Below are 18,169 nucleotides of genomic sequence, written 5' to 3'. Positions count from 1 at the left end.
AGTATTCTAATGTTGAAATTGAATATTGCAATAAAGATAGATAAAAGATACCAGAAAAGCTATTCCAGCCCCCATAAATACTTCTTTCACGGTATGTCTTTTTAATATAACACGGGTGATTCCGACCAAAATAGCGATTCCCAGCCACATCAGACCCATTTTCCATTCCAGTGAGAAAAAGAGTGCTGCCACAAATACGTTAAAGGCTGTATGCATCGAGCTTTTGATAAAAAGATTGCTGATCTGAAGTGCGAAAAGAAGGACTAAAATAAACAGCATGACAAGATCAATATACCCGTTTCTGATGTAATTAAAAAGAAGGTAAGCAATCACGCACACTGCAATAAATATATATAACGTCTTTCTTTGAACCCGGTTGGACACATCCATATTGGTATATCTTCCCGTTTTCACATTCCATACCAGCCATACAACTACAGGAATGATGATCATTAATAATACAGGCAGAAAATAAAGAATAGAATCTTTCAGAGAATATTCCCTGAGGCTCATGTATACAAAAAAAATAATCAGAGAAACTAAAGGATTAAAAAAATCAGAAATGACTTTTGAAATGTTGTGTAAGAATGAAGACTGCTTTTCTTCCATAATTAAGTTTAAAAATCAAATATACCATTATAACCTCAAAAAACAAGGAGGAAAAGGAGGTTGAAATGGATGGGTGAATTCAGAAAATAATTCATTACCAATAGGTTTTAGTGCATTTTGCTTTTTTTCATTTTTTAAATTAATATTAAATTTTGAATGAAATGTTTAATTTTAATTGATCTGTTTTAATCATCATTATCATGAAACATCTATTCACTTTATTAATGTTAATCTTAGGATACTTTACTTTGGGTCAAAAGAACTCCAAGGAAAATATTTCTACGCTACAACCTATCCATCAATTAAGAATATATGAAATTCCGAAGGAAAACAAACAGGTATTCCCTGACCGCTTCAGGGATCATGCGTGGAGAATAATGAAGAAATATGGATTTACCATTGTAGCGATCTGGGAATCGGAGTTTCAGGAAAAGACAGAATTTGTCTACCTGCTTGAGTGGAAAGATGAACATGCAATGAAAATTGCGTGGGAAGGATTTATGGCAGATATAGTATGGAAAGAAATTAAAGTCAGAACTGCAGGGCAATATGGTAATTTCGTTAATGAAATTGAAGACAGAACCCTGAAACTTGCAGGTTTTTCTCCGGAAAAGAAGCTGTTGAAATAACCAAAATATATATTAACAATAATTAAAGAGGAATGAAATAGAAGAACAAAATGTAATGAATTCTAATATCTCCGAATCAACTGTTGTTTCGGAAAAGCCTTATGGATAGGCTGATCCCTGATAGGTCGCGGGAGGAAGACAAAGAATAAAATGCTGCTTTATCATCCTTCCAAGGGGTCGGAAATTAAGAATAATCCATACAGCCCGCAAATAGATTTTACAGAAAAATCGAAAAGTTATGTATGTATAGAATAAAAACAAAGTTTTTTTCATAATTTTGCTCAACTATTTCATCATAAAAAAGCAAGAGCTAACACATGAAAGAATTTTCTAAAGAGGTATACCTGAAGTGGTATGAAGATATGACAATGTGGAGAAGGTTTGAAGACAAATGCCGTTCTCTTTACCTAAAACAAAAGATCAGAGGATTTTTACATTTGTATAACGGTCAGGAAGCTATCCCTGCCGGGTTTACACATGCAATGGATCTTACAAAGGACAGTATGATTACTGCTTACAGATGTCACATTCATCCAATGGCGATGGGCGTGGATCCTAAAAGAATCATGGCTGAACTTTGTGGTAAAGCTACAGGAACATCCGGAGGTATGGGTGGATCTATGCACATTTTCAGTAAAGAACACCGTTTTTACGGAGGACATGGTATCGTTGGAGGACAAATTCCATTAGGTGCAGGTATTGCTTTTGCAGATAAATATTTTGACAGAAAAGCAGTGAACATCTGTTTCTTTGGAGATGGTGCTGCAAGACAAGGTTCTTTACACGAAACTTTCAATATGGCAATGAACTGGAAGCTTCCTGTGGTATTTGTTGTGGAAAACAACCAATATGCAATGGGAACTTCTGTAAAAAGAACTGCCAACCACGAAGATATCTATAAATTAGGTTTAGGATACGAAATGCCTTGCCTTGCTGTAGATGCAATGGATCCTGAAAAAGTAGCAGAAGCTGCTTACGAAGCTATTGAAAGAGCAAGAAGAGGAGACGGACCTACTTTCATTGAAGCAAGAACTTACCGTTACAGAGGACACTCAATGTCTGATGCTGAGCCATACAGATCTAAAGAAGAAGTAGCTCTTCATAAAAATGATGACCCGATCGAATTGATAAAACATAGAATTTTAGAAAACGGATGGGCTACAGAAGCAGAATTGGAAGCGATGGATAACAAGTCCAGAGACTTTGTTGAAGAGTGTATCGAATTTATGGAAAACTCTCCGTATCCGGATGCAGAAAAAATCTATGAGTATGTATATGCTCAGGAAGACTATCCATTCCTAGACAAATTAGAAAACTAAAAAATAAAAATTAATTTGAAATTTGAAGTTTGAAATTTCTGAAATCTCAAATCTCAAATCTCGAATCTCAAATCAATATAGATTATGGCAGAAGTAATTACGATGCCCCGCCTGTCCGACACAATGACGGAAGGTAAGGTGGCAAAATGGCATAAAAAAGTAGGAGATAAAGTAAAAGAAGGAGATATTTTAGCTGAAATTGAGACTGATAAAGCAGTTCAGGATTTCGAATCTGAAATAGAAGGTACCCTTTTATACGTAGGTGTAGAAGAAGGAGCTGCTGCTGCTGTAGACTCTGTTTTAGCTATTATCGGGAATGAAGGAGAAGATATTTCAGGATTAACAGGTGGAGCTGCTGCTCCCAGTGCTGGAACTGAAGAAAAAAAATCAGAAGAACAGCCTAAAGCAGAAACTACTGCGCCAGCTGCTGCAGAAGTTCCGGCAGGAGTAGAAATTATTACCATGCCAAGACTTTCTGATACAATGACAGAAGGTAAGGTAGCTAAATGGCACAAAAACGTAGGTGATACAGTAAAAGAAGGAGACCTTCTTGCTGAGATCGAAACAGATAAAGCGGTACAGGATTTCGAATCTGAATTCAATGGAGTATTATTGAAGCAGGGTGTTGAAGAAGGAGGTGCTGCTCCGGTTGATTCCGTATTGGCGATCATTGGCCCTGCGGGAACAGATGTTTCCGCTGTAGGTGCTCCAAAAGCAGCGAGTCAGTCAACTGAAAAACCTGCTGAACAGAAATCAGAAGCTAAAACGGAAGAAAAAGCTGCTCCGGTTGCGAACTCTTCATCTTCTGACAGAGTCGCAATTTCTCCACTGGCTAAGAAAATGGCTCAGGATAAAGGCGTTGATATCAACAGTGTTCAGGGATCTGGTGAAAACGGAAGAATCGTTAAAAAAGATATTGAAAATTATCAGCCAGCTGCGAAACCAGCTGCTTCAGCTCCTGCGCCAAGTGCTGCTCCTGTTGCAGTAAGTTTTGTACAGGGTGAAGATACAGAGACTCCAAACTCACAAGTAAGAAATATCATTGCAAAACGTCTTTCTGAAAGTAAATTCTCTGCCCCTCACTATTATCTGATGGTGGAGATCAATATGGATAAAGCAATTGAGGCTAGAAAAGAAATCAATTCTTTACCTGATACTAAGATCTCTTTCAATGATATGATTATTAAAGCGACTGCAATTGCTTTAAGAAAACATCCTCAGGTAAATTCAAGCTGGGCAGGTGATAAGATCATTCACAGAGGAAATATCAACATTGGTGTAGCAGTAGCTATTCCGGACGGATTGGTAGTTCCAGTATTGAAAAATACAGATCAGATGACGTATACTCAGATTTCTGCATCCGTAAAAGATATGGCTTCAAGAGCTAAGAGTAAAGGTCTTAAAGCTAATGAAATGGAAGGATCTACATTCTCAATTTCTAACTTAGGAATGTTCGGAATCGAGACATTTACAAGTATCATCAACCAGCCAAACTCTGCAATCCTTTCAGTAGGAGCAATTATTGAGAAGCCAATCGTAAAAGATGGTCAGATCGTAGTTGGAAACACCATGAAACTTTCATTGGCATGTGACCACAGAGTGGTAGACGGTGCTACAGGTGCTCAGTTCCTGCAGACATTAAGAACCTATTTAGAAAGTCCATTAACATTGTTACTGTAATTTTCTGAAATGAAAATAGTAAAACCTCCCAAATCGGGAGGTTTTTTGTTTTTTGTAAATTAAAATGCAGATCTCTAGCTAAACCTTATAGGTTTAGAAAAATGAAATTCTGAAAAGAGGAAGCATTATTTTTTGTATAAATTTTACATAAAAATATACCGGAAATAATTAAAAAAATAAAGAAAAAGTCTGATATAAATGGATTAAGAAAATATAATAACCGTAAAACTGAAATAAAATATAAACGGCTTCAAAAAGCGGTTTTTTATTTGCAGGCAATTCACTATTTTTGAATCATGATTAAAGCAAGAAATATCCATAAATCTTATGGGAATTTAGAAGTACTGAAAGGTGTTGATATTCACATCAAAATGGGTGAGGTGGTTTCTATCGTAGGAGAATCGGGGGCAGGTAAGTCTACATTGTTGCAGATTTTAGGAACTTTGGATCATCCAACCCAGTCAAACAAATATGATACTGAGATTGAAATAGCAGGAGAATCATTTATTAATATGAATGATAAACAGCTGTCGAAATTCAGAAATCAGAATATAGGGTTTGTATTTCAGTTTCATCAGCTTCTTCCGGAGTTTACAGCGCTGGAAAATGTCTTGCTTCCGACTAAAATAGCAGGAGCCAATGAAAGAGAAGCTCTTGAAAAAGCATATGCTTTATTTGAAGATTTAAAGATAGAGCAAAGACTGAATCATAAACCCAACCAGCTTTCAGGTGGAGAGGCGCAAAGGGTTGCTGTAGCAAGAGCTTTAATCAACTCACCGAAAATCATTTTTGCAGATGAACCTACAGGTAACCTGGATTCTAAAAATGCAGATGATCTTCACCGATTATTTTTTGATCTTAGAGATAAATATAATCAAACTTTTGTGATTGTAACACATAACCCGAATCTTGCAGAGATAACAGACCGTAAGCTCGTTATGAAAGACGGAATGATTATAGAGTAGCAGTATACCATACCAGATGATGAAACACTTTATTTTTCTTCTTTTAATTGTAATTTCCTGTTCAAAGGCTGAATCTCAGCAGTTGAACCCATTGGGTGTTCCTCAAACAAGAATTTCTGAGATTAAAAATTATATTAAAGGAAAAGAGTACAATCAGGAATTGGCTGTTTTTATCAACTTTAAAATTCCCTCCGGGAAGTATCGTTATTTTATTTATAATCTGAAAAATAATACAATTCTACAGAAGGCTGTAGTTTCTCATGGTTCAGGTTCTGTTGTTCCCAAGTCGGATGCTTTGAGATTCAGCAATGTTGAAGGCTCTTATCAATCATCTCTTGGAAAATATGCCATTGGAGAAAGCTATGTAGGAAAATTTGGTAAAGCTTACCGCCTGGCAGGGCTGGATGCTACCAATAGCAATGCCATGCAAAGAGCAATAGTTCTTCATTCTTACGGATGTATTCCAGATGTAGAATCTCAGGCTTCCGCATGTCTCAGTTTGGGATGTCCGATGCTTTCAGTAAATGCACTTAAAGAAACAGCAAAATATATTGATAGTTCTACAAAACCTGTCATTTTATATGCTTTCTATTAATTGATAATATTCATCTATAATTTTTTCCATGGCCATAAAACTCCTAGCCGAAGATGACAGACCGAGAGAAAAGTTTTTGCAGAAAGGCAAAAGCTCACTTTCTGATTCTGAACTCCTGGCAATTATTATGGGAAGTGGGAGTAGAGAGGAAGACGCTTTGGAATTGGCAAGAAAAATTTTAGCTTCTGTCAATAATAGCTGGCATGAATTAAGCTTACTTTCTGCCAAAGATCTGATGAAATTTAAAGGCATCGGAGAATCAAAAGCCATTTCAATTATTTCGGCTTTAGAAATCGGAAGAAGAAGGGCTTTACAGGAAATTCCGGAAAAAACAATCATTGGAAATAGCCATGATGCTTATGCAGTTCTTAGAAACCAGCTTTCTGATCTGAGAACAGAAGAATTCTGGGCAATTTTCCTTAATAATAGTAATAAAGTGATTCATGTATCTCAACTCACGCAGGGAGGTATCAGCCAGTCTATTGTGGATGTAAGAACTCTTTACAAAGGCGCATTGGATCATTTTTCAACAGGCATTATCATTGCCCACAATCATCCTTCCGGGAGTTTAAAGCCAAGTAGGGAAGATATTAATATCACACAGAAAATAAAAGAAGCTGGAAATACATTAAGTATTCAGCTTTTAGACCATATTATTGTCACGCAGGATTCTTATTTTAGTTTCTCGGACGCAGGATTATTATGATTAGAAGATTGAAATACCATGAAATTGATTTTGTAAAATATGCTCAATGTTTAGAAAATTCCGAACAGAGAAAATATTCTGCTGCAAAACATTTTTTAGATATTACTTCTACAATGCCCTGGGAAATTCTTGTTTATAAAGATTACGAAGCAGTAATGCCTGTCCCTTTTGTAAGAAAATACGGGATGAAAATTGTGCACAATCCTAAGCTTTGTCAGCAGCTTGGTGTTTTTTCCGCTAAAGATAATGTGGATCTTAATGAGGCTTTTTTAGAATATCTGGAAAAAAATTATATGATCAGGGCATATTCTTTTAACGATGTCAATCAGCTTCGTACAAAAATCAGAATAAAGAAGAACTTTTTGTTATATCCTGAGGCTTATGAGAAAATATATTCGAGATATTCGCCCAAAAGAAAACGAAAACTTCGGTTAGATGAAGTTGTTTTAAAAGAATCCGAAATCAAAACGATTTCTTATGAAAAAGCAAAAGCTTTTATTGAATCCAATACGATAGGAATGGACAAAGACCATGATCTTTTTGAATTCATGAGAATTTTTGAAAATTTTTATAAGCTAAGTTATCTGAAATTTACAGCTTTTTACTATCAGCATAAGATTGTTAATGTGATTGCCACTTATTCGGACGGTAATATGGTAGCGCTTTTAGGGAATTTCAATGATAAAAATTACGTCAAATTATCAGGAGCATCTGTATTGATTGATCATGTTATTAAAGAAAATATTGAAACTCATATTTTTGATTTTGAGGGAGGAGATCTGCCAAACATTGAAGAGTTTTTCCGAGGATTCCGTCCCGAATTAAGACCTTACGGAATTATTGAGAATTCAAAAAAAAATCTTTTCAAAAAGTTAGGATATCTTATGTTGAGAGGAAAGCCTTTTTTATGATGAAAAGCATTGTTTAGATTGGTTCTAATTAAGTAATATTCCGTAACTTTATAAAAATACTTAGTAAAACAGTTATGTTACAAAAGATTCGTCAGTACAAATTATCATACATGCTTTATAACTTGTTTAAAAAGGACAAATTAAAGCACAATATTCCATTGTATAAAAAATATGGAATCAAAAAGAACTATTTTTCAAGTATTTCGAGTAAAGATTTTGCTCATCTTCCGGCCAGGGAAAGAACGCTAGATGATACAAAACTTAGGGAAACTCCTTTTTTTAGGAAGCTTTCCGAAGAGAATAAAGAAAGTGTTCTTCGGTACGATGAGAATGGTTATATGATTCTGAGAAATTTTCTCACTCCGGAAACGGCGGATCAAATCAATACTGAAATTGATAAATTGATGGAGGATGGGACTTTGAAATTTATTTACGGAGGAAAACTGATGTTTGCGATCCATCATTCAGAAATCATTAAAAATATTGGAAGTGATAAAGAACTGTTAGACTTTTTATCTGTTTTGCTTGACGGAAAATCCAAACTTTTTCAAAGTATCAATTTCATCAACGGAAGCCAGCAGAAAACCCATTCTGACAGTATTCACATGACTACTTATCCGTTAGGTGGATTATTGGGAGTATGGATAGCCCTGGAAGATGTAGATGAGAGTAACGGAGCGCTTCATTATATTCCTAAAAGCCATAAACTCCCTTATTTCCTGAATTCTGATTACGATAATGAAGGCACAGCCCTGAAAATAGGAAAGAAAAGCTACAGAGCATATGAAACCTTCCTTGAGGAAAAAGTAAAAGAATTAGGATTAAAAAAAGAAATTTTTAAAGCCAAAAAAGGAGATTTATTAATCTGGCATGCCAATATTCTTCATGGTGGAGAACCTCACACAGATAAAAACAGAACGAGAAAAAGTCTTGTATACCACTTCTTCGATGAAAATAGTGTTTGCTATCATGAAGTAACACAAAGACCCGCTCTGTTTGAACTTTAATGGGAAGAACCTTCTTTATAAAAGCTTTCAATAAGCACATTTACAGGATAGTTTTTTTACATTTGTATTTTTAATATCAGTGTATGGAAAAAAAGAAGAATATTCTTGTTTTTATATTTTCAATGTATGTATGTGCCATGTCATACTACCTGTATACCCACCATTATTACAACACTGATATGGAAGCCTATATGGGACTGATCTATAAAACGGAATATCCTGAAATGAAAATTGAAGAAATTCATCAGAAGGTTTATGACGAACTGAGGGAAAAGAACCCCGATTTTGCAGGATTAGGTCTTGTAGATCCTATGGTGAAAGAAGTAGCAGAAGGCGAAAGTACTTATTATAAAATCATCTCGCAAAATCCTAAAGCTTATGAAGAAGAGCTGCAGCTTTTTGTGGTGAAACCTTTTTATAACTTTATCAGCTGGTCATTATTTAAAATGGGTTTCAGTGCTTCTGCCTCTATATCCCTGATTTCAGTTATCTCTTATGCATTGATTCTGATTCTGATTTTCAGCTTTTTGATAAAAATTCTTAGGAATTATCCTCTTGCCTTCATCCTTACTGTTTTAATTTCTCTGTTCAAGCCTTTGCCAGAGTCGGCCCGACATGTTTCAGCAGATTCTTTATCATGTCTGTTGCTTCTTCTGAGCTTTTATGTTTTTTTAATAAGAAAAAATTTATTTTTCTCAGGCATATTGGCCATGCTGTGTGTATTCACAAGACCGGAATATTTCATTCTTTATTCATTCATGTATGCTCTTATTTATTTTTACAGAAACAGACTTCAGGTTAAAACAGCTCCATTATTGATATCATATGGCTATCTGTTTCTTTCCTTCTTTTTAATACAGCTTTTTAATCAGGTTTCATGGTCTGCACTTTTTATGAATCAGTTTACCAAAGTTCAGATCTATCCTGTTTCAAAGCCTGATCCGTTTTCCTTTGCAGATTATATTCACTTTATTAAAGGCAATATAATGTTGGAATTCAACTCTTCCTATTTTCCAATCTTATTGATTTTCATCGTAATCATTTTAGCTGATAGTTTTTCGTTTCATAATAAAAAAAGCCAGGCCCAGATCTTGTTTTTTGCGATTATTTATGGAACTGTTATGCTGAGATTTTTGGTTTTTCCGTCTCTGGTAAACAGGATGATGCTTGGCTTTTATCTTTTAATTATCCTTGCATTGGTGTATATACAAATTTCTAAAGTGGATATCTTTAAAAACTCTTTAGAAGACGGAAAATAATTAGTAATTTTGCAGTCTAAAATTATGACGAGTCTCTCAGGATATTTACCCTATGCATTTGCATTGATTATTGCAATTCCTTTTCTGGTTTTGCTCAGACAATTTGTACATTCATACATTACTCTTAAGAACCAGGAAATCAAACTACTCACTGTGAAATCAAATTCAGAGAACAAAGCACATTCTTATGAAAGAATGACACTATTTCTGGATAGAATGAAACCGTCAAACCTTATACAGAGATTTGACAGAGAACTGGCTGTTCATGAATTTATTTTCCTTACGGAAAAGGCAATCAATGAAGAATTTGAGTATAACTCTTCACAGCAGTTATACATCACAAAAAACTCATGGAAGAACATTGTAGACTCTAAAAATGCCATTATAGAACTGCTTCATAAAACGTATGACGGGTTGAAAGGAGATGTTCAGCTGGATGAATTCAAAACGATTTTCATCATGAACTATATGGAAAGCAACGATTATATTGCTGAAACTATTGAAGATTTAAGAAAAGAAATTTTAATAATAACTTAAAAAATAACAGATAAATAATGATTCCAAATTTTAAAGCACATCCATGGCACGGAATTTCTGCAGGAGAAGATGCGCCAAATGTTGTAAACGTATTTGTGGAAATTGTTCCTTCAGATACTATTAAATATGAAGTAGATAAAGAAACAGGATATCTGAAGGTAGACAGGCCGCAGAAATTTTCTAACATTATCCCTGCTTTATATGGTTTTGTTCCAAGAACTTACTGCCACAATGAAGTCATGAAACTTGCTATAGAGGCCGGAGCTGATGATGTAACAATGGGAGATCATGACCCGCTTGATATCTGTGTTTTAAGTTCTCACAATATCCATGCAGGAGGTTTATTGATGGAAGCTATTCCAATTGGTGGTTTCAAAATGATAGACGGAGGTGAAGCGGATGATAAAATTGTTGCAGTAATGATCAATGACCACGCTTTCGGACATTTCAGAGATATTTCTGAATTACCAGAAGCTGAAGTGAGAAGATTAATGCACTACTTCCTGACGTATAAAAACTTACCGGATGAGCCTGCAAAATGCAGAATCCAGGAAGTTTACGGAGCTGAGCATGCAAGAAAAGTGATCAAAGCTTCTCAGGCTGATTACGCAGAAAAATTCGGAGGATAAGATTTTCTTCGCAACGCATATAAAAAAGCAGATGAAAACTCATCTGCTTTTTCTTTGTGAATATTTTATGATATCAATGGATTCAGTTTCTTTGGTATACGGAATTTCCTTCTTTTATCGTTTCAAGAACCTTAATATTTCTGAGATTTTCAGGACTTATCGTTAAAGGATTCTGATCAAGAATAACAAAGTCAGCCATTTTACCTGCTTTAATAGAACCTTTTTTATTTTCTTCCTGCAACTGATAGGCTCCGTTAATGGTAATCGCTTTTAAAGCTTCCATGGTAGTGATTCTTTCATTAGGTCCTAAGATCATTCCCGAACGCGTCTTTCTATTCACTGCTGCATATACTGCGGTAATCAGATCTGGTGGTGTAACCGGGGCGTCATGATGAATAGTAAACGTAATTCCTGCTTTTAATGCTGAGTTGGCCGGACTTATAAAAGCAGCTCTTTCAGGACCAAAAACACTTGAATAATGCCAGTCTCCCCATAAATACGAATGAGTAGAAAAGTAAGAAGGAATTAGACCCAATTCTTTTATCTTTTGAATATGATCGGGGCGGCTGTTTTGTACATGAATTAAGGTTGCACGCAGTTCCGGTTTGTAAATATTTTCATCTTTTAATTTTTCAATAACGCGTATAGCCTGATCAATTGCGGCATCTCCGTTCACATGAAGCTGTGCGGTGATATGATTTTGAAAAAGTATTTTCAGATCGTTATATAAAATTTCATCCGTGAAGATGGGAAATCCTTTGTAATCTTTAGACTGACCTTCAGGTGGAACTAAATAAGGCTGGGTAAGCCAAGCCGTTTTACCTTGTGGAGAACCATCATCAGAAAATTTAAATCCGGCCAGTTTCAAGCGATTTTCATATTTCATATACTTCGGTTTGAAACGGCTGAAATCCTTTTTGAAATACTCATAATCGGGAAAGTAAACGACATCGGCTTTAAAAAGATGTTGAGATGCTGCTTTTTCTAACAGAGCAACGCTTTCTCCCATAGTTCTCCCATCACAAATAGTAGTCTGTCCGTAGCTGAGCCATTCATCCTGGGCTTTCATCAGATTTTTCATGGCATGAGCCTGAGTATCTTTGCCTTTATTCATTTTTTCCATTAAGATCAATAAAGCGGTGAAACTCGAATTCTCTTCTAATTTTCCATTCAGTTTTCCTGTTTTTTTATCCCTGCCAATGTGTCCTCCTTCAGGATCTTTTGATGATTCTGTTATTCCCAGAAGTTGTAACATGGCACTGTTTGCAACGCTGGCATGGCCCGAAGCATGAATAACAATAATAGGATTGGTTTTGCTGATGGCATCCAGTTCTGTTTTTGTAGGATGACGGTGTTCTGTCATAATCGCATCATCATACCCATTTCCGATAATTGGCTGTTGATCTGTAATTTTATTGTTTTTGATATAGTTTTTAATAGTATTCTGTAAATCTTTGATTGAATTCACCGTACCATAAGGTTCTGGAGACAGGTCTATAGCATCCATAATTCCGGCTCTTGAAGTAAGATGCCCATGAACATCTATAAAACCGGGAAGAAGAGCTTTCCCATTTAAATTAATCATTTTGGTGGCCGGCTCCGAAAAGCGTTCTGCCTCTGATTTTGTTCCGGCAAAAAGTATTTTACCATCTTTAACGGCTACAGCTTCAACCTGGGGAGAAGAATCCTCCATTGTTATAATAGGACCTCCGAAATAGAGTATCTCAGCTTTTTCATGGGGTATCTTATTATGACAGCTGCTTATGCCTGCAGATAAAATAAGAGTATATAGTATCCTTTTCATAAATAATTAATTCAAATTGTGGTGAGAAACAAATTTACAAAATAATAGATTATTATTAGTGAATTTTATTATGTGTTTATAATTTCATTATATTTATAAGACTAATCTCAATTTTTTAATATAAAATAATAAACTATGGATCTATTTATGTTAGTGCCGGTTTTTGGTGTCATAGCTTTGCTTTATACATTTCTTCAGAGCAACTGGGTTAATAAACAGAATGCCGGAAATGAAAAAATGAAAACAATCAGCGGCCATATTGCAGACGGTGCAATGGCTTTTCTAAAGGCTGAATACAAAATCTTAACGTACTTTGTGGTAGTCGTCGCCATTCTGTTAGCAGTAATGGGATCAACGAATGCCAATTCACACTGGAGTATCGGGCTTGCTTTCGTGGTAGGAGCTATATTCTCAGCATGTGCAGGCTTTATCGGGATGAAAATAGCTACCAAAGCCAATGTCAGGACGGCAGAAGCAGCAAGAACTTCACTGTCAAAAGCCCTTAAAGTATCTTTTACCGGAGGTTCTGTGATGGGAATGGGAGTCGCTGGCCTTGCTGTTTTAGGATTAGGTGCTTTATTTCTGATCATTAAACAGATTTTTGCCCCTGAAGCTACCGTAGATTCCCACGAAATGGAAAGAACCATTGAAATTCTTACCGGATTTTCTCTGGGTGCTGAATCTATCGCCCTTTTTGCAAGAGTAGGAGGTGGTATCTATACAAAAGCAGCAGACGTAGGTGCTGACCTTGTGGGAAAAGTAGAAGCCGGAATTCCTGAAGACGATCCCCGAAACCCTGCTACCATTGCAGATAACGTAGGAGATAACGTAGGAGACGTTGCCGGAATGGGAGCCGACCTTTTCGGATCCTATGTGGCGACAGTTCTTGCCACGATGGTATTAGGCAGAGAAACTGTTTCTGATGATGCTTTCGGAGGTTTTGCCCCGATTCTTTTGCCGATGCTGATTGCAGGAACAGGAATTATATTTTCAATGATCGGAACTTTATTTGTGAAAATTAATGACAATGAAGGGTCATCCACTTCCAGTGTACAAAATGCATTAAACCTTGGAAACTGGGGAAGTATTGTAATTACCGCTATTGCTTCTTATTTCCTGGTAACCTATATCCTTCCTGAAAAAATGGTTCTCAGAGGTCATGAGTTTACGAAAATGGGTGTATTCGGAGCTATCATGGTAGGTCTGGTAGTGGGAACTTTAATGAGCATTATTACAGAATATTACACTGCCATGGGGAAAAGACCCGTTTCCAGTATTGTGAGACAATCTTCTACAGGGCATGCAACCAATATTATCGGTGGGCTTTCCGTGGGAATGGAATCTACTTTGCTTCCTATTATTGTATTGGCGGGAGGAATTTATGGTTCTTATCTGTGCGCCGGACTTTACGGAGTAGCTATTGCAGCAGCAGGAATGATGGCTACTACAGCCATGCAGCTTGCCATTGATGCTTTTGGGCCTATTGCAGATAACGCAGGAGGTATCGCTGAAATGAGTGAACTTCCCAAAGAAGTACGTGAGAAAACAGATATTCTGGATGCTGTAGGAAATACAACTGCAGCTACCGGAAAAGGATTTGCCATTGCTTCAGCTGCTTTAACGGCATTGGCTTTATTTGCAGCTTTTGTAGGAATTGCAGGTATTGATGGTATTGATATTTACAGAGCAGACGTTCTTGCCGGACTTTTTGTGGGCGGAATGATACCATTTATCTTTTCATCACTGGCAATTACCGCAGTGGGACAGGCTGCAATGGCGATGGTAGAAGAAGTAAGAAGGCAGTTCCGCGAAATTCCGGGAATTCTGGAAGGGAAAGCACAACCTGAATATGAAAAATGCGTTGCCATTTCTACCGATGCTTCCATCAGAAAAATGATGCTTCCTGGTGCGATTGCGATTGTTTCCCCTTTATTAATCGGATTTATTTTCGGCCCTGAAGTATTAGGAGGATTTCTGGCTGGTGCTACGGTATGTGGTGTGTTAATGGGAATGTTCCAGAACAATGCAGGAGGTGCGTGGGACAACGCCAAAAAATCTTTTGAAAAAGGAGTTGATATCAATGGACAGACCTATTACAAAGGTTCGGAACCTCATAAAGCATCCGTAACGGGAGATACAGTAGGAGATCCTTTTAAAGATACATCAGGGCCATCTATGAATATCCTGATCAAATTAATGTCAATTGTTTCTCTTGTTATTGCACCTACTTTGGCTGTTTTACATAAAGATAAAATTGAAGCCAACAGAAAAGCAAAAATTGAAAGTCTTACAGGGATAACTACCGCTGCAACAGGTGTAGGTGCTGATACCAAAATAATTGCCGTAGTTCCGGGAGAAGTTAAAGGACATCTTAATGAAAACGGAGACTTTGTGTATGAAACAGGAAATATTCAGAAAATAAAGCTGGACGGAGGAAAAACGATTGCTATAGGTGATGGAAGCCAGCTTTACCAACTTTATACTATGGTGAAACAAAAAGATAAATCGGTTTTAGATCCTAATAAATGGTACACTATTGAAAACCTTTATTTTGAAACAGGTTCAAGTGACCTGAAAGCAGAATCTGCAATTCAATTGAATACTTTGTCAGAAATTTTAAATGCTTATCCGGATCTGAAAATAAAATTGGGCGGATATACAGACAATAGTGGTAATGAGGATAGTAATCTTAAATTATCCAATCTGAGAGCGCAGACAGCCAAACTCAAACTGCTTGAGCTGGGCATTGCATCAGATAGAATAGAAGCTGAAGGATATGGATCACAACATCCTGTATGTGAAGCTAATGATACTGACGAATGTAAAGCAAAAAACAGAAGAATTGATGTAAGAGTATTGGCTCTCTAGAATCAATATAAAATATAGTAGAAAAGCATCGCTCCGGCGGTGCTTTTTTCGGATCTATTCAAATCATAAAAATATAAACATGCAAAAAATATCCACCATCATCTGTGAAGATCTGTGCGATCTGTGGGGAAAGCAAATACAGAGAAACATCAAAGATTTCTTTTTAAATGCTCCAGTGCCTGAATAATCAATTCATCTTTTTTAGCAAAACTAAACCTCACATAATCAGAATTTTGCCTTGAATTATAGAAAGCAGAAATTGGAAGGCAAGAAACCTTCTTCTCAATGGTAAGCCACTTTGAAAATTCCACATCCGTCATGCTTTTAGAAATATTTCTGAAATTTACTACCTGAAAAACACTTCCTTCGGCTTGTTGTTCAATCAGAAAAGGTGTTTCTTTAATCATTTCACTAAAAATATCTCTTTTCCTTTGCATGAGTTTTTTATTGATATCCGGATCGAATACATCAAGATATTTTGCGATAGCATATTGTGCCGGAGCATTCGCACTGTAAGAAATATACTGCTGATGACATTGAAATCTTGTGGTTAAACTTTCAGAAGCGAGCATATAACTCACTTTCCAGCCGGAAGTATGAAACATTTTGCCAAAAGAAAATATACAGAAAGTCTTTTCCCTAAGTCCAGGATGAATAAAAGAACTGTAATGCTCTGTTTCATCATAACAATAAGTATCATAGATTTCTTCAGAAATTAAATAAATATCGTGATCTTTAATCAGTTTATAAAGCTGATTCCAGTCTTCTTTCTTCCATACTTTTCCGGTTGGATTCTGTGGAGAATTAACAATGATGGCTTTTGTTTTTTTAGTTATACATTTTTTGAACAGATCCCATTGGATTGTAAAGTCGCCATCAAAATCATAGTAAACAGGAATTCCCCCATTCATAACAACAGCAGGCCCATACGTATAATAAGAAGGCTGAATAATGATAACTTCATCACCTTGATTAAGAATTGATTTGAGGGAAGTATATAAACCAAAGGTTGCACACGGGATAATGGTGATTTCTTTGGTTGTAACAGAAATTGCATGGGTTCTTTTTGCATTGAAACGGATAATGCTTTCCCTCAGAAGAGGATTTCCGGCAAGAGGTTCATAATGATGAGTATTCTTTTCTGCAGCTTCTTTTAAAAATATTTTCAGGCGCTCATCAATATCAAAATCGGGAAGTCCCAAAGAAAGATCAAAACTTCCGTGTCTGGTTGCCAGTTCTGACATCTCCGTGAAAAAAGAATAATGAGTAAATCCGTAAATTTCATTCATCTATTTTGTATTTTAATCAAATATAATAAAATTTTAATATCAAAATCATATTTAAGATCTATGTGTTGTTAGATTTATAATGAACGGCATATTATTTTGTCCTATTGATTATTGATGCTGAGATTCAATAAAAATTGTTATTTTTAAGAAATTTATTCTTTATGAAAAAAATACTTATTCCGTTATTCGCAATGGCTGTAGTGATCAGTTGTGGAACGGCAAAAATATCTGAAGGGAATGCTTCGCATCCTGTTTCAACAAAACATAATAAAGCATTTAACAATGCCTATAAAGAGATTAATGCAGAAGATTTAAAGAAAAACCTGTACGTTATTGCAGCAGACGATATGGAAGGGCGTGACACCGGAAGCAAAGGACAGAAAAAAGCGGGTGAATATATAATTAATTACTATAAAAACCTTGGTATTGCAGCCCCTAAAGCATTAGGTTCTTATTATCAGAAAGTACCGTCTGAATTCATGAAGAAAAGAGGAGGAGGCAACCTTCCGGATTCTGAAAATATTTTAGCTTTTATTGAAGGAAGTGAAAAACCGGATGAGATTGTAGTAGTTTCTGCGCATTATGATCACGTAGGAACAAAAAATGGAGTCGTATACAATGGGGCAGACGATGACGGGAGTGGAACTGTAGCTGTAATGGAAATTGCCAAAGCATTCCAGCAGGCAAAAAAAGCGGGAAAAGGACCTAAAAGATCAATCCTGTTTTTGCATGTTACAGGGGAAGAACACGGATTGTTTGGCTCAGAATATTATTCCGAAAACCCTGTTTTTCCATTAGCCAATACCGTTGTTGATCTTAATATTGATATGATCGGACGTGATGATCCTGCCAACAGAGGAAAGCAGTATGTATATGTAATTGGTTCTGAAATGTTAAGCTCTCAGCTTAAAGTAATTAACGAAGCAGCTAACAAAAGAACCAACAACCTGGAACTGAATTACAAATACGATGACTTGAATGATCCTGAACAATTGTATTACCGTTCAGACCACTATAATTTTGCCAAGCATAATATTCCTGTAGCATTTTTCTTTGACGGTATTCATGAAGATTATCACAAACCGGGAGATGATCCTGAAAAGATTGATTATCAGTTGTTGGAAAAAAGAACCCAGCTCATCTTTACAACAGCCTGGGACATTGCCAACAGAGAAGAAAGGATTGTAGTTGACAGAAAATAATCACAGTTTTATTGAAATTGTTATCCTTGTCAAGGTTTTAAACCGTGACAAGGATTAAAAAAATTAAGGAACTTTCAACATGATCAAATTTTATCGAAGATAAAATCCCTGCACCTTAAAAACTTCATTATAAAAATATCTTGCGCCCTTTAGCGTTTAC

General features: G+C 36.1%; 16 protein-coding genes. 13 read left to right on the top strand and 3 right to left on the bottom strand.

Annotated features, from left to right (window positions below; genetic code table 11):
* Positions 1–6: 6 nt before the first annotated feature.
* A complete protein-coding gene (locus ACODR7_RS15585; RefSeq protein WP_488840423.1) occupies positions 7–609 on the bottom strand; it encodes a phosphatase PAP2 family protein in 603 nt (200 codons plus the stop codon).
* Positions 610–809: 200 nt separating this feature from the next.
* Between ACODR7_RS15585 and ACODR7_RS15580 the strand changes: the two genes are divergently transcribed.
* The 11 genes from ACODR7_RS15580 (at position 810) to ACODR7_RS15530 (ending at position 10,846) form a co-directional block, all read left to right on the top strand.
* Positions 810–1,238: an NIPSNAP family protein gene (locus tag ACODR7_RS15580; protein ID WP_488840421.1), complete on the top strand. Its 429-nt coding sequence runs from the start codon at positions 810–812 to the stop codon at positions 1,236–1,238.
* 317 nt (positions 1,239–1,555) lie between these two features.
* On the top strand, positions 1,556–2,557 hold the full coding sequence (gene pdhA, locus ACODR7_RS15575; RefSeq protein WP_114821875.1) for a pyruvate dehydrogenase (acetyl-transferring) E1 component subunit alpha: 1,002 nt from the start codon (positions 1,556–1,558) through the stop codon (positions 2,555–2,557).
* Positions 2,558–2,641: 84 nt separating this feature from the next.
* Positions 2,642–4,237, top strand: coding sequence for a dihydrolipoyl dehydrogenase family protein (locus ACODR7_RS15570; RefSeq protein ID WP_488840418.1), 1,596 nt, complete (start codon positions 2,642–2,644; stop codon positions 4,235–4,237).
* 296 nt (positions 4,238–4,533) lie between these two features.
* Positions 4,534–5,202, top strand: coding sequence for an ABC transporter ATP-binding protein (locus tag ACODR7_RS15565; RefSeq protein ID WP_076597724.1), 669 nt, complete (start codon positions 4,534–4,536; stop codon positions 5,200–5,202).
* Positions 5,203–5,218: 16 nt separating this feature from the next.
* Positions 5,219–5,797: a murein L,D-transpeptidase catalytic domain-containing protein gene (locus ACODR7_RS15560; RefSeq protein ID WP_488840416.1), complete on the top strand. Its 579-nt coding sequence runs from the start codon at positions 5,219–5,221 to the stop codon at positions 5,795–5,797.
* Between the two features lie 28 nt (positions 5,798–5,825).
* Positions 5,826–6,503, top strand: a complete 678-nt coding sequence (radC, locus tag ACODR7_RS15555) for a RadC family protein (protein WP_488840414.1) — start codon at positions 5,826–5,828, stop codon at positions 6,501–6,503.
* Complete coding sequence (locus ACODR7_RS15550; RefSeq protein ID WP_488840412.1) at positions 6,500–7,414, top strand: hypothetical protein; 915 nt, start codon at positions 6,500–6,502, stop codon at positions 7,412–7,414. The genes radC and ACODR7_RS15550 overlap by 4 nt, the downstream gene beginning before the upstream one ends.
* 74 nt (positions 7,415–7,488) lie before the next feature.
* Positions 7,489–8,421, top strand: coding sequence for a phytanoyl-CoA dioxygenase family protein (locus ACODR7_RS15545; protein WP_488840410.1), 933 nt, complete (start codon positions 7,489–7,491; stop codon positions 8,419–8,421).
* Between the two features lie 83 nt (positions 8,422–8,504).
* A complete protein-coding gene (locus tag ACODR7_RS15540) occupies positions 8,505–9,680 on the top strand; it encodes a hypothetical protein (protein ID WP_488840408.1) in 1,176 nt (391 codons plus the stop codon).
* A 24-nt stretch (positions 9,681–9,704) separates the two neighbouring features.
* Positions 9,705–10,217, top strand: coding sequence for a DUF7935 family protein (locus tag ACODR7_RS15535; RefSeq protein WP_076597718.1), 513 nt, complete (start codon positions 9,705–9,707; stop codon positions 10,215–10,217).
* A gap of 17 nt (positions 10,218–10,234) precedes the next feature.
* Positions 10,235–10,846, top strand: a complete 612-nt coding sequence (locus ACODR7_RS15530) for an inorganic pyrophosphatase (protein ID WP_136521555.1) — start codon at positions 10,235–10,237, stop codon at positions 10,844–10,846.
* Positions 10,847–10,928: 82 nt separating this feature from the next.
* On the opposite strand, the gene ACODR7_RS15525 is transcribed toward ACODR7_RS15530, so the two are convergent.
* Positions 10,929–12,650 (bottom strand): amidohydrolase, encoded by a 1,722-nt coding sequence (locus ACODR7_RS15525; RefSeq protein ID WP_488840406.1) that lies wholly within the window; start codon positions 12,648–12,650, stop codon positions 10,929–10,931.
* Positions 12,651–12,785: 135 nt separating this feature from the next.
* Between ACODR7_RS15525 and ACODR7_RS15520 the strand changes: the two genes are divergently transcribed.
* Positions 12,786–15,518 carry a sodium-translocating pyrophosphatase gene (locus ACODR7_RS15520; RefSeq protein ID WP_488840404.1) on the top strand — a complete coding sequence of 911 codons (2,733 nt, stop codon included), beginning with the start codon at positions 12,786–12,788 and terminating at the stop codon, positions 15,516–15,518.
* Positions 15,519–15,667: 149 nt separating this feature from the next.
* Here ACODR7_RS15520 and ACODR7_RS15515 read toward each other — a convergent pair whose 3' ends face one another.
* Positions 15,668–16,807 (bottom strand): aminotransferase class I/II-fold pyridoxal phosphate-dependent enzyme, encoded by a 1,140-nt coding sequence (locus ACODR7_RS15515; protein WP_488840402.1) that lies wholly within the window; start codon positions 16,805–16,807, stop codon positions 15,668–15,670.
* Positions 16,808–16,968: 161 nt separating this feature from the next.
* Between ACODR7_RS15515 and ACODR7_RS15510 the strand changes: the two genes are divergently transcribed.
* On the top strand, positions 16,969–18,009 hold the full coding sequence (locus tag ACODR7_RS15510) for a M28 family metallopeptidase (protein WP_488840400.1): 1,041 nt from the start codon (positions 16,969–16,971) through the stop codon (positions 18,007–18,009).
* The last annotated feature ends 160 nt before the right edge of the window (positions 18,010–18,169 follow it).

Source organism: Chryseobacterium sp. FG46 (assembly GCF_057809135.1).
Note: the sequence above shows the minus strand (reverse complement) of the source record. Positions and strands in the feature narration are given on the sequence as shown.